This window comes from Arthrobacter sp. B3I9, from assembly GCF_030816935.1.
Taxonomy (GTDB): domain Bacteria; phylum Actinomycetota; class Actinomycetes; order Actinomycetales; family Micrococcaceae; genus Arthrobacter.
The window spans coordinates 1,940,696-1,953,288 of record NZ_JAUSYO010000001.1 but is presented as its reverse complement, the minus strand read 5'-3'; the positions used below and the strand labels follow the sequence as shown (position 1 = coordinate 1,953,288).

At 67.7% G+C, this 12,593-nt stretch carries 9 protein-coding genes, 1 pseudogene and 1 riboswitch; of the genes and pseudogenes, 1 reads left to right on the top strand and 9 read right to left on the bottom strand.

Features of this window, described 5'->3' with window-relative positions; all coding sequences use genetic code 11:
- Window positions 1-10 precede the first annotated feature (10 nt).
- The 6 genes and pseudogenes from proB to QFZ65_RS09125 all read right to left on the bottom strand — a co-directional run bounded on the left by proB (window position 11) and on the right by QFZ65_RS09125 (window position 9,031).
- Window positions 11-1,168 carry a glutamate 5-kinase gene (gene proB / locus QFZ65_RS09150; protein ID WP_306909806.1) on the bottom strand — a complete coding sequence of 386 codons (1,158 nt, stop codon included), beginning with the start codon at window positions 1,166-1,168 and terminating at the stop codon, window positions 11-13.
- The gene (gene obgE / locus QFZ65_RS09145; protein ID WP_306909805.1) at window positions 1,158-2,747 is read right to left on the bottom strand and encodes a GTPase ObgE; all 1,590 of its coding nucleotides are present in this window, start codon (window positions 2,745-2,747) and stop codon (window positions 1,158-1,160) included. Before obgE ends, proB begins: the two co-directional genes overlap by 11 nt.
- A 116-nt stretch (window positions 2,748-2,863) precedes the next feature.
- Window positions 2,864-3,127: a 50S ribosomal protein L27 gene (rpmA, locus tag QFZ65_RS09140; RefSeq protein WP_009372867.1), complete on the bottom strand. Its 264-nt coding sequence runs from the start codon at window positions 3,125-3,127 to the stop codon at window positions 2,864-2,866.
- Between the two features lie 62 nt (window positions 3,128-3,189).
- Window positions 3,190-3,498 (bottom strand): 50S ribosomal protein L21, encoded by a 309-nt coding sequence (gene rplU, locus QFZ65_RS09135; protein WP_306912541.1) that lies wholly within the window; start codon window positions 3,496-3,498, stop codon window positions 3,190-3,192.
- Window positions 3,499-3,870: 372 nt separating this feature from the next.
- Window positions 3,871-5,512: pseudogene (locus tag QFZ65_RS09130) on the bottom strand (bifunctional hydroxymethylpyrimidine kinase/phosphomethylpyrimidine kinase).
- Window positions 5,495-5,592, bottom strand: a riboswitch (TPP riboswitch). (Overlaps the previous pseudogene by 18 nt.)
- A gap of 142 nt (window positions 5,593-5,734) precedes the next feature.
- Window positions 5,735-9,031 (bottom strand): Rne/Rng family ribonuclease, encoded by a 3,297-nt coding sequence (locus QFZ65_RS09125; RefSeq protein ID WP_306909804.1) that lies wholly within the window; start codon window positions 9,029-9,031, stop codon window positions 5,735-5,737.
- Between the two features lie 472 nt (window positions 9,032-9,503).
- Here QFZ65_RS09125 and QFZ65_RS09120 point away from each other — a divergent pair, with 472 nt between their 5' ends.
- Complete coding sequence (locus QFZ65_RS09120; RefSeq protein WP_306909803.1) at window positions 9,504-10,172, top strand: vitamin K epoxide reductase family protein; 669 nt, start codon at window positions 9,504-9,506, stop codon at window positions 10,170-10,172.
- A gap of 107 nt (window positions 10,173-10,279) precedes the next feature.
- On the opposite strand, the gene ndk is transcribed toward QFZ65_RS09120, so the two are convergent.
- From ndk to QFZ65_RS09105, 3 genes are read right to left on the bottom strand one after another with little or no spacing between them, the layout of a single operon-like run.
- Window positions 10,280-10,699, bottom strand: a complete 420-nt coding sequence (ndk, locus tag QFZ65_RS09115) for a nucleoside-diphosphate kinase (protein ID WP_306909802.1) — start codon at window positions 10,697-10,699, stop codon at window positions 10,280-10,282.
- Between the two features lie 54 nt (window positions 10,700-10,753).
- A complete protein-coding gene (locus QFZ65_RS09110) occupies window positions 10,754-11,218 on the bottom strand; it encodes a DUF4233 domain-containing protein (protein WP_306909801.1) in 465 nt (154 codons plus the stop codon).
- Window positions 11,219-11,221: 3 nt separating this feature from the next.
- Window positions 11,222-12,592: a folylpolyglutamate synthase/dihydrofolate synthase family protein gene (locus QFZ65_RS09105; RefSeq protein WP_306909800.1), complete on the bottom strand. Its 1,371-nt coding sequence runs from the start codon at window positions 12,590-12,592 to the stop codon at window positions 11,222-11,224.
- Window position 12,593: the final 1 nt, after the last annotated feature.

Below are 12,593 nucleotides of genomic sequence, written 5' to 3'. Positions count from 1 at the left end.
AGCGGGTGGCTTAGACCAGCACGAGGTCGTCAACATGAACAACCACGCGGTCATATCCGCGTCCGAGGGCCTCGCCGAGCTCCCTGGTGGACCGGCCCAGCATCTGCGGCAGCTCCTCGGACCCGTAGTTGACCAGCCCGCGGGCGATCACCGTGCCGTCCGGCGAAACCATCTCCACCGGGTCACCGGCTTCGAAGGAGCCGCGGACAGCGGTGATGCCGGCCGGCAGGAGCGAGGTGCGCCGGTCCCGCACGGCCCGGACGGCGCCGTCGTCGAGCACGAGGGTTCCTTCCACGGACGCCAGGTGCGCGAGCCACAGCAGCCGGATCGGCTTGCGCGAGCCGTTGACCGAGAACCAGGTCCCCACGTCCTCCCCGGCCAGCGCCGCGGCGGCGTTACCTGTCGAGGTCACGAGGGCGTGGATGCCGGAGCCCGCGGCGATCATGGCCGCCTCCACTTTGGTGACCATTCCCCCGGTGCCCACTCCGGCCTTGCCGGTGCTGCCGATGGAAATGCCGTCAAGGTCGTGCGGGCCCGTGACATGCGGGATCCGGCGGGCACCGTGGGAGGGCGGCCCGTCGTAGAGGGAGTCGACGTCGGAGAGCAGCACCAGCGCGTCGGCGCGGACGAGGTGTGCCACGAGGGCCGCCAGCCGGTCGTTGTCGCCGAAGCGGATCTCGTGGGTGGCGACGGTGTCGTTTTCGTTGACCACGGGCACGACGCCGAGGTTCAGCAGCCGGTCCAGGGCCCGGAAGGCGTTGGCGTGCTGGCTGCGGCGCATGAAGTCATCGGCGGTCAGCAGCACCTGGCTGACGGTGACGCCGTGGGCACCGAAGGCGTGGGTGTAGCGGGCCATCAGCAGGCCTTGGCCCACGCTGGCTGCGGCCTGCTGGGTGGCGAGGTCGCGGGGGCGTTTCGCCAGCCCGAGCGGGGCCAGCCCGGCGGCGATGGCGCCCGAGGAGACCAGGATGATTTCGGCGCCTTCGTTGCGCTTGTGCGCCAGGGCATCGGCCAGACCGGTCACGGCCTCCTCGGAGATGCCGCCCTTGATGCTGGTCAGGGAGGAGGAACCGACCTTGACCACGATCCGGCGGGCACCGGAAAGCGCGGACCGGTCGGGGACGGCGCGGTCGACCGGGTCCCGCACGATGGCGGTTTTACTCGTCATCTGCTGCGCCCAGTCCACTCTCCTTGACCGGCGTGACAGCCCGGCGTCCGCTGACGGATTCGGTCCAGATGCCGGCCTTGCGCTCGGCTTCGAGCTCGGCGCGGGCGGCAGCCTTGGCCTCGCGGCGTTCGATCTGCTCCTCGCGCTTCTGCCCGCGGGTGGGACGGTCGCCGATGTCCGCAAAACGCACGTCGGTGCCGCGCGGCGAGGCCAGCAGTTCGGCGCCGGCCATCATGGTCGGCTCCCAGTCGAAGACGACGCCGTCGTCCTCGCCGATGACCACCATGTCGCCGGGCTTGGCGCCCAGCTTGAAGAGTTCGTTTTCGACGCCGAGCTTGGCGAGGCGGTCCGCGAGGTAACCGATGGCCTCCTCATTGGTGAAGTCGGTCTGCTTGACCCAGCGCACGGGCTTCTCGCCCAGGACGCGGAACAGCGGTTCCAGGCCCTTCTCCTCACGGCGGATTGTGAAGCCGGATTCGTTGACGGCGCGGGGCTTGATGACCGGGGCGTGCACCTTGGGCGGGGTCGCGGCGAGCTCCTTGCGGGCTGCCTGGACGATTTCCGCCATGGCGAAGCCGAGCTGGCGGAGGCCCTCGTGGCTCGTGGCGGAGATCTCGAACACCTTGTAGCCGCGCGATTCGAGTTCCGGGCGGACGAATTCGGCCATGTCCTTGCCGTCCGGCAGGTCCACCTTGTTCAGGGCGACCAGGCGCGGGCGGTGGTTCAGGGGCACCACTTCGCCGTCGGATCCGGCGTAGCTCATGTCCACCGCGTACTTCTCGAGTTCCGCTTCGATGACTGCGAGGTCGGAGAGCGGGTCGCGGTCCGATTCGAGCGTTCCGCAGTCCAGCACGTGCACGAGGGCGGCGCAGCGCTCCACGTGGCGCAGGAAGTAGTGGCCCAGGCCCTTGCCTTCGCTGGCGCCTTCGATCAGGCCCGGAACGTCCGCGATGGTGAAGCGGACGTCACCGGCCTGGACGACGCCGAGGTTCGGGACCAGGGTGGTGAACGGGTAATCGGCGATCTTGGGCCGGGCCGCTGACATCGCGGCAATCAGGCTGGACTTGCCGGCCGACGGGAAGCCGACCAGGGCGATGTCCGCGATGGACTTCAGCTCCAGGACGATATCGCTGGATTCGCCCTCGATGCCCAGCAGCGCGAAGCCGGGGGCGCGGCGCTTCTGGGAGGAAAGGGCGGCATTGCCGAGCCCGCCGAGGCCGCCGGCGGCCGCGACGAATTCGGCGCCTTCGCCGACGAGGTCGGCAAGGACCTCGCCGTCCTTGGTCTTGACCACGGTGCCCTCGGGCACCGGAAGGATGAGGGTTTCGCCGTTCTTGCCGCCGCGCCAGTCGCCCATGCCGGGTCCGCCGTTGGTGGCGTGCCGGTGGGGGGCGTGGTGGTAGTCGAGCAGGGTGGTGGTCTGCGGGTCGACGCGGAGGATGACGTCGCCGCCGTTGCCGCCGTTGCCGCCGTCGGGACCGCCGAGGGGCTTGAACTTCTCCCGGTGGACGGAGACACAGCCGTGGCCGCCGGTACCGCCGGATACATGCAGTACTACCCGGTCTACAAAGCTCGCCACGTGGATCTCCTCAGTGCTGTTCCCCGGGTCCGCCTAGGGGCCCAAGATGATTGTAATGCGGTTAAAACACCGGTGGAGCGGACCACATGGCCCGCTCCACCGACTAGAACTAGTTGTTACTCTGCAGCTGCAGCAGCCACGATGTTCACAACGCGACGACCACGGCGGGTGCCGAACTCGACCGCACCGGGGGTCAGGGCGAACAGGGTGTCGTCCCCGCCGCGGCCGACGCCGGCGCCCGGGTGGAAGTGGGTGCCGCGCTGGCGGACGATGATCTCGCCTGCGGAAACGACCTGGCCGCCGAAGCGCTTCACGCCGAGGTACTGGGCGTTGGAGTCACGACCGTTGCGAGTGGAGCTCGCACCTTTTTTATGTGCCATTTGAAATGCCTGCCTTCAAAAATTCTGGGGGATCTGCTGGAAACCTGAACAGTAACGAAGAGTTACTGGATACCCGTGATCTTGACCTTGGTCAATTCCTGACGGTGACCCTGGCGCTTCTTGTAACCGGTCTTGTTCTTGAACTTCTGGATGACGATCTTCGGACCACGGAGGTCTTCGAGGATCTCAGCCGTAACCGTTACCTTGGCCAGGTCCGCAGCAGCAGACATGACTTTGTCACCGTCTACCAGGAGCAGTGCGGGCAGCTCGAAGGTGCTGCCGGCTCCACCGGGGACGCGGTTCAGGGTAACGAAGTCTCCAACGGAAACCTTCTCTTGGCGGCCGCCTGCGCGGACAATCGCGTACACCACTGGGGAACTCACTTCTCTCGACGTTTATTACTAGATTTGCGTGCGGAACCTCGTCCAAGATTCTTGGCTGGCTCACGCTGTGCCTCAACGCCGGCGGGTCCCCCGGGGGAACCCATGAGCTATCCCGTGGTCATCCGCATCCGAATATCGGATGGAACGTCCTCAAGGTCATAACCCAAGTGTTGGCGTAAGCACCGAAGATCTAGACTACGCTAATTTTGCCTTCGGCCGCAAACGAGGCTGGCTCCGGACGGCCATGCGTGATGGACTTCACTCCGCCATGACTTCTCTTAGCCAGGACAGCGCATTCCTTCTGCAACGACTTCCGGAACCGTGCCCCACTATCGTACAGGCTGGCCGGCGCCTCGCGGCTCAGGCGTGGAGCCTCGGCGCGTCGAAGAAATCGACTTCGTAGCGTGCGGACTGCCGGAAGGACAAAGCCATGGCGCCACGTTCGCCGGCCGAGGCGCGGCGTGCTGCCAGATCCGCGATCTCGATAGCCTGCCGGGTGGCGGCGGCGAAGCCCTCGTCAGCGTAGGTCCGCAGCCAGTCCGCGTAGGGGTGATCTTCCGCGGCTCCGGCGGCCAGGAACTGCGCGTAAAGGGCCGCTCCGACCTCGGCGTAGAGCCAGAAGCACGGCAGGGCGGCGGCGACCAGCACCCCGTAGCTGCCGGACACCGAGGCGGCCAGCAGGTGGTCGACGTAGGACTTTGTCACCGGTCCCAGGGCCATATCGCCGGGCCGGGTGCTGAGCCAGCTCCGGTGCAGCTCGGATTCAACCTCCAGGCACTGCTGTGCGGAGCGTGCCCAGAAGAAGCTGTTCAGCCTCGGACGGTGCGAGGGCTGCCGCGCGGGCCAGCACCCGCGAGTAGCCGTTGAGGTAGAGGGCGTCCTGGGCCAGATAGTAGGCGAAATCCTTCTCCGGCAAAGTGCCGTCGGCGAGGCCCTGGATGAAGCCCAGGCCATAGATCTCCTCGAGGTACTCCGCCGCGCCGGCCCAGAGGGCGCTGACAAACTCCCCCTCGGCCATCTGGGTACCGTCCTGGCCGTGGCTTGCGGTCAGGTGCTGGACGTGGTGGAAGTGGTGGACGGGACCGTTGCCGGTGCCGACGTCCAGGCGGTTCGAGCTGCGCAGCGCCCCTTCAAGCCAGGGCTTCACCTCACGCAGCGCCGCTTCCCAGTCCCCCACCCGTGCCTGCACCGTCGCCAGCGCGGAGGAGAGCGAGCATCCGGTCCCGTGGCTGTTGCTGGTGGGCACCCGCCTGCCCGGCACCACGACGGTTTCCCGGCCCAGCAGTCCCCCGGTGTTGACAAGGGCATCCGGGCAGCCGCCGTCGTCGTGTCCGGGTTCGCCGTCGTCAGGGTTGTTCCCGCCAGCGCTGTCGAGGTGCCCGCCCTTCACCAGAACGGTGGTCCCGCTCAGGGCGGCGAGGCGTTTGCCCTGGTCCAGGGCCTCGGACCAGTCGGCCGCGACGGGTTCCCGGAGCAGCAGGGCCAGCTCGGCAAGGTTGGGCGTGATGAGGTCCGCGAGGGGCAGCAGGGTATGCAGGGCGGTCTCTGCAGCTTCGGCCAGCAGCCGGTCACCGCTGGTGGCCACCATCACCGGGTCCAGGACGACGACGCCGGGGCGGGCCTGTTCCAGCCACCGGCGGACGGCGTCGATCACGGCCGCGTCACCCAGCATGCCGATCTTGACGGCGTCGATGCTGATGTCCGCGCTCACGGCGTCCAGCTGGGCGGCCAGGAAGTCGGCAGGCGGAATATGGACCGCCGTGACACCCCGCGTGTTCTGCGCGGTGAGGGCGGTGATCGCCGCCATGCCGTAGCCGCCGTGCGCCGCGATGCTTTTCAGGTCGGCCTGGATCCCCGCGCCGCCGGAGGGATCCGAACCGGCGATAGCCAGTACCCGCGGGATCGCGGGCCCGGCCGGGTTCGGGACGGCAGGATTCGGGACGGCGGCATTCCGGGACGGCAGAAATGCGGATGGAAAGACAGCTGTTGCCACGATAGACATCCCTTCGCCGGTGCTAACCGGACAGGTTCAACGGGTCTGGATCTCAGCCGGCTCGATGCGCGGCACCCCGTGTCAGTCCTCCAGCCTAACCGCCCCACTTAACAAACAGCGGGTGCGGCCCGGACTTCGGCCGATTACGACGCCGTGTCCGGACCGCACCCGCGGCCACGCTCAGTTGTTCCACCGGTCTCCCGGGCGATAACTTCCCCTTATAGCTGCGGGCTACAGCTCCGACGCCGGCACGCCGACGCCGAGAATGATCGGCTCGTTCGCCGGGGCCGGCTTGACCGCCGCCGTGTCCGGGGACGTTGCGGGAACCTTGGCCTCGTGCAGGGACCCGGCTGCTGCCCCGGACGGGGCAGCCTGGCGCTGTTCAACGGATGTCTCGTTGGCGGCACCCTGGGCGCGGCTGGCGCTCCGGTTCCGGCGGACACGCCGCCCGCGTGAGGTTCCGGACTCGGCGTCTGCCCGTGCCGGTGCCTGGGCCTGAGCCGGGGCCGGTGCCTGCTCGCGCGCCGGCGCCTGGGCCGGTGCCTCCGTTGCCGGCACCTGCTCGGCTGCAGGCTTGCTTTCCTCGCTGTCGCCCAGGTGGGCGAAAGCCTCGGTCAGCAGGTCAAGGGTGAGCGCAGGTGCCGCCGACTCATCGGCATGCTCCACGTACGGCAACACCACCTGCTCGCCGCCAAAGGTGAGCACTGCAGCGGGACGTCCGGCTGCTTCTTCCGCTGCGGCCAGCTGCCGGGCGGACTCGGCGGCGGACTGGCGGGTCTCTGCCTTCCTGGCCTCAGCCTCGTGCGAAGCAGCTTCCCCCTCGTGCAGGTGGGCCGCGTGGGCTGCCGCCGCAATGTTGGCGAGGGCTGCACGGGTCGCTTCCGCCTTCGCGTGACGCTCGGCCTCCGTGGGCTCCGGGTGGAAAGCCGCCGGTGCGGACGGCGCTATCTCCGGTCCGCCCTGGCCGCCCTTGCCGCGGCGGCGGCCCTTGCGCTCGGTCCGGACAGGCGGCTGGGTCTCGGTGCGGGGCACGTAGTGCTCGGCAGCGACCACGTTGGCGCGGCGGTGTTCCACCGGCTCGTCGTGCGTGACAATGCCGCGGCCGGCACAGACTTCGCACTGCTCGCCGAAGACTTCGAGAAGCCCGGTACCCATCCGCTTGCGCGTCATCTGCACGAGCCCCAGCGAGGTCACTTCGGCCACCTGGTGCTTGGTCCGGTCGCGGCCGAGGCATTCCACCATGCGGCGCAGCACGAGGTCGCGGTTGGATTCCAGCACCATGTCGATGAAGTCGATGACGATGATGCCGCCGATGTCGCGGAGCCGGAGCTGCCGGACGACTTCCTCGGCCGCTTCCAGGTTGTTCTTGGTGACGGTTTCCTCGAGGTTGCCGCCGCTGCCAGTGAATTTGCCGGTGTTGACGTCCACCACGGTCATGGCCTCGGTGCGGTCGATCACCAGGGAGCCGCCGGAGGGCAGGAAGACCTTGCGGTCCAGCGCCTTGTGGATCTGCTCGTCGATGCGCCAGGCGGCGAAGATGTCCGTGTCCTTTGTCCACTTTTCCAGCCGGCCCACCAGGTCCGGGGCCACGTAGGTGACGTAGGCCTCGATGGTGTCCCAGGCTTCCTCGCCGGAGACGATCAGCTTGGAAAAGTCCTCGTTGAAGACATCGCGGACCACCTTGATGGTCAGGTCAGGTTCGCCGTAAAGCAGCTCGGGAGCGAGGATCTTGGTCGACGTCGACTGGCTCTCGATGCCTTCCCACTGCGCACGGAGCCGGTTGATGTCGTGGGTCAGCTCTTCTTCGGACGCCCCCTCGGCCGCGGTGCGGACGATCACGCCGGCGTCCTCCGGCAGGCGGTCCTTGAGGATGCGCTTGAGCCGGTTCCGTTCGACGTCGGGCAGCTTGCGGGAGATTCCGGTCATGGAACCGCCGGGCACGTACACCAGGTAGCGGCCGGGCAGTGAGATCTGGCTGGTCAGGCGTGCGCCCTTGTGGCCGACCGGGTCCTTGGTGACCTGGACCAGCACGGAATCCCCGGACTTCAGCGCGTTCTCGATGCGGCGCTGCTTGCCCTCGAGGTTGACGGCTTCCCAATTGACTTCACCGGCGTACAGCACGGCGTTGCGGCCGCGCCCGATGTCGACGAAGGCCGCTTCCATGGAGGGCAGCACGTTCTGGACCTTGCCCAGGTAAACGTTGCCGATCAGGGAATCCTGCTGGGTCTTGGACACGAAGTGCTCGGCCAGGACACCGTCTTCGAGGACGCCGATCTGGATTCTGTCGTCGCGCTGGCGGACGATCATCTGGCGGTCCACGGACTCGCGGCGCGCCAGGAACTCGGCCTCGGTGATCACGGTGCGGCGGCGGCCGGTGTCGCGCGACTCGCGCCGGCGCTGCTTCTTGGCCTCGAGCCGGGTGGAGCCCTTGACGGACGTGACGCGGTTGTTGACGGGCGCCTCGCTGATGGCACGCGGCGCACGGACCCGGGTCACGGTGTTGGGCGGGTCGTCATCTTCCCCGCCGGTGAGTTCCAGGTCCTGGTCACCCCGGCGGCGGCGGCGACGGCGGCGCGACGTCACACCGTCCTCAAGCGTCCCCTCGGTGCCTTCTTCGGCATCTGCTTCGGCGCCTTCGGCGGAGTCTTCGGCTCCGGTCTCGGCTTCGCCGGTACGGCTCCGTCCACGACGGCCACGGCTGCGGCGGCGGCGACGGCTGCCCGCGTCGTCGCCCTCTTCGCCGTCTTCATCCTCAGCCTCTTCCGGCGCGGCAGCAGGTGCGGCGCGGACCGGGCGGACGACGGCGTTCAGGTCGGGCGCCTGGAAGAGCATCGACGTGACTGCTCCCGGCTCAAGGAAAAGGGAGGAAGCGGCGGAGGGCGCGGCAGGCTCCTCCGGTGCTTCCGCCGCAGGAGTTGCTTCGCCGGCGGGCGCTTCGGCGGCCGGGGCTTGAGTCTGCAAAGGGGCCGGTGCCGTGGCAGGCTCTTCAGCGGCGGGCGCTTCCGTGGCAGGGGCTTCAGCGGCCTCGCCCTCCGGAGCCGGCTCGGCTTCTGTCACCGCAGCGGCAGCTTTGGCCCGGCTGGCGCGTCGGCGGACGGGCTTCTCGGCGGGCGTTTCCACCGCAGGAACCACGACGTCGGAAACCTCGCCGGCAGCGGTTGCTTCCTCCTCGCCGTCGAAAGCCGGCAGGGGCTCGGGGGCCCCGGCGGCTTTGCGGGCGCGGGTCCGGCGGGCGGGTGCCTTGGCCGCCGGTTCAGCGGCTGCGGTTTCAATGGCCGCGGATTCGGCGGCCCGCGCTTCCACCGGCTGGCCCGCGTCTTCGCTTGCCGGTTCGCTTGCCTCGGCCAGGACGTCAGCGTCCACCGGCTCCGGGGCGACGGCTTTCGGGAGCGCCTTGCGGCGGGTGCGCAGGGGGCGCTTCGGCGGAGCTGCCGCCGCGGCCGCCTCGTCTGCTGCTTCGTCCGTTGTTACTGCTTCTTCCGCAGCAACCAATTCTTCGTTACCGGCTACAACCTGGTCGTTATCCATATGTGCTGACACTCCTGCCCTTGGGCGCCCCCACATCCAGGGCCCGTCGGGGCACTTATTTGTCAACACCCGCAGGCATTGACAGAAGTCAATTGGATACCCTCAGGTTCGCACCGGCAGTGGGGTGCGGCAGCCCTGGAGGGCCGGCAACATTGCTCTGAAACCCGTTGACCAACTCGTCACAACCAGGTGCCGTCCAATGGCATTGCGGGACAGCCTGGATCAGAGGATCCGGAGCTCCCTGCTCATCATTGGCGGTCTTGGGAACAAAATCGCCGGACCGGGACCCGGATGTGGATCGGGTTCCAGCCACGATCATTGTCTCACAAGAGCCATGGAAGCAGGCTTAGGCGGGGCATCCGGCATGCCCGGGGCAGCGAATACCTTCCGGGACGGCCCCCCTTCCCGGGCTTCGTCCAGCTCCCGGCGATAGAATCTGACCAGTTGCACCGACCCGAAGGACTTTCATTCCATGCCCAGCATCTCCAGCGCCACCGGCGAGGAAACCCCGCAGCGGCAGGGCGTTCCGTCCCCGACGGAACGAACGCTGCCTCCCATGACCCGTGACCGCCCGTTCGCCTGGCTCCTGCTGATTACCGGCGTCGTCGGCTGGCTGGCCTCGGGGACCCTGGTGCTGGAGAAACTCGAGGTCCTCAAGGACCCCAGCCACGTCACTGTCTGCGACGTGAACCCCTGGATCTCCTGTGGCCAGGTCATGCAGACCTGGCAGAGCTCGGTTTTCGGCTTTCCCAACATGTTCATCGGCATCGTGGCCTTCGCCGTCATCATCACCACCGCCATGGGCCTCCTGGCCGGGGCAAGGTTTGCCCGCTGGTACTGGCTGGGGCTGCAGGCCGGAGTGACGTTGGGCTTTGCGTTCGTGGTGTGGCTGTGGTCGCAGGCCCTGTACGCCATCCACATCCTGTGCCCGTTCTGCATGGTGGTCTGGGCCATGATGATCCCGCTGTTCGTCTGGGTCACGGTCCGCAACGTTGCCCACGGCGTTATCCCGCTGCCGGCCGGCGCCGCGCGGATCATCGGCGACGCGGGCTGGGTTGCCACGGCGCTGCTGTATGTCGCCGTGATCGCGACGATCTTCTTCGCCTTCATCCAGGTCTTCGTCGGGACCTCCGGCTACTAAAAGACCGCGGCTTACCTCACCGAGTTTGCAGATAAGGCCAATGTTCATGACGAACATTGGCCTTAACTGTCATCTCGATGACGGGGAAATCACGTGAGGGGAAACGGTCAGTCCCGGAACCAGATCTTGATCTCGCGCTCGGCGGATTCCACCGAGTCGGAGCCGTGGACCAGGTTCTGCTGTACCTTCAGGCCCCAGTCGCGGCCGAAGTCGCCGCGGATGGTGCCGGGGGCTGCCGTCGTCGGGTCCGTGGTGCCAGCGAGCGAGCGGAAGCCCTCAATGACGCGGTGGCCCTCGAAAATTGCGGCAACAACGGGGCCGCTGAGCATGAACTCGACGAGCGGCTCGTAGAAGGGCTTGCCGACGTGCTCCTCGTAGTGCTGTTCCAGCAGCTCGCGGCTCGCGTCGACCTTCTTGAGTTCGGCCAGGGTGTAGCCCTTGGCTTCGATCCGGGCAATGATCTCGCCGCTCAGCTGGCGGGCGACGCCGTCGGGCTTGATCAGGACGAGGGTGCGCTCAATGCTCACGACTGCTCCAATGTGTTGTGGTGTGGGGTTCGGGTCTAGTCTACGGGTCCGGGGCTACGGGTTCTGGGCGCCGGCCTCGGGCTGGCTGCCGGCAGGGTGAGCCGCGTCCCAGGCGGCCTGGTCGCGCTGCCGCTGGGCGGCTTCGCGGTCAATCCGGATGCCTGTCCGGATGCCATACCACCAGGAAAGCGCGAAGAGCAGACCCACAACGTACATGGTGGGCTCCACGATTCCGGCCAGGATCAGCACGAGCTGCAGGATCCAGCCCAGGCCCACGCCCCACGGTTTGGAGAGCACCGCACACGTGAGGATGAATACCAGGCACAGCCCGATCCCGACGGACAGGATCAGGGCCGGCGGAAAGTCGTTCCGGCGCAGGCCGAAGACCGCGAGGGTCCCGAAGAGCACCACGAAGGCTTCCAGCAGCAGCACTGTGGAGGCGAACATGACCTTGGTGGACCGGCGTTTCTTGGGCATGCCCGGGCGCCATTCGCGCTGGGCTTTGGTGAGTCGCGCCATGGTTTAGGCCTCCGCCTTTCCGAGCAGGATCCTGGCTTCCGCCACGAGCGTGATGGAGCCCGTGACGAGTACGCCGCCGGCCAGGTCTTCATTGGTCTCGGCGCGTTCCACGGCCCATTCCAGCGCGTCGTCGAGCTTGTCGGCGACGTGGATGTTGTCCTCGCCGAAGCCCAGGTCCACGGCGATCTCGGCGAGGTCCTCGGCCGGAACGGCCCGGGGCGAGTTGGACTGGGTGAAGCAGTAGTCGGCGGCAAGGTCGCCCAGGGACTCCTTGAGCTGCCGGAGGATCTCCTCGGCATCCTTGTCCTTGAGGACACCGACCACTACCGCCAGCTTGGTGAAGCTGAAGGCCTCGTGGATGGCCTCTGCCGAGACCCGGATCCCTTCGGGGTTGTGCGCCGCGTCCACGATGATGGTCGGGGCCGTGCGCACCACCTCGAGCCGGCCCGGGGAGGTGACCGTCGCGAAGGCCTCCTGCAGGACCTCGGCATCGAGCGGCTTCTCCGCGCCGAAGAACGCCTCCAGCGCGGCGATGGCGACGGCGGCGTTCTCGGCCTGGTGCGCCCCGTGCAGGGGCACCAGCAGTTCCTCATAGCGGCCGGCGATGCCCTGGATGGTCACCATCTGGCCACCGACGGCGACGGTCCGGGACTCGACGCCGAACTCGACGCCCTCAAAGCGGAACGGGACGTCTACTTCCTTGGCCTTCTCAAGCAGGACCTGCGCCGCGTCCACGGGCTGCGCCGCGCTGACGAGGAAGCCGCCCGGCTTGATGATCCCGGCCTTTTCGTAGGCGATGTCCTCAGTGGTGTCACCCAGCAGATCGGTGTGGTCCAGGGAGATCGGAGTGACCACGGAGACCTGGCCGTCGCCGACGTTCGTGGCATCCGTGATGCCGCCCAGGCCCACCTCGATGACCGCCACGTTGACAGGCTGGTCGGCGAAGACCGCGAAGCCCAGGATGGTCAGGCACTCGAAGTAGGTCAGGCGGGGCTCGCCCGCGGCCTCAAGTTCGCCGTCGACGATTTGCAGGTACGGGCGGATCTCGTCCCAGATCCGGACGAAGGTCTCGTCCGGCACCGGGGCGCCGTCGATGCTGATCCGCTCGGTGACCTTGGACAGGTGCGGGCTGGTGTACCGCCCGGTGCTGAGGCCGTGGGCACGGAGCCCCGCCTCGATCATCCGCGCCGTGGAGGTCTTTCCGTTGGTGCCGGTGACGTGAATGATCGGGAAGGCCTTGTTCGGCTCCCCCAGGATGTCCATGGCCCGGAACAGCGGCGCCAGCCGCGGCTCCATCTTGTTTTCCGGGGCGCGGCCCAGGAGTTCGGCGTAGACGCTTTCGACGGAGAATTCGTCGGGTGCTTCATTCGGCATG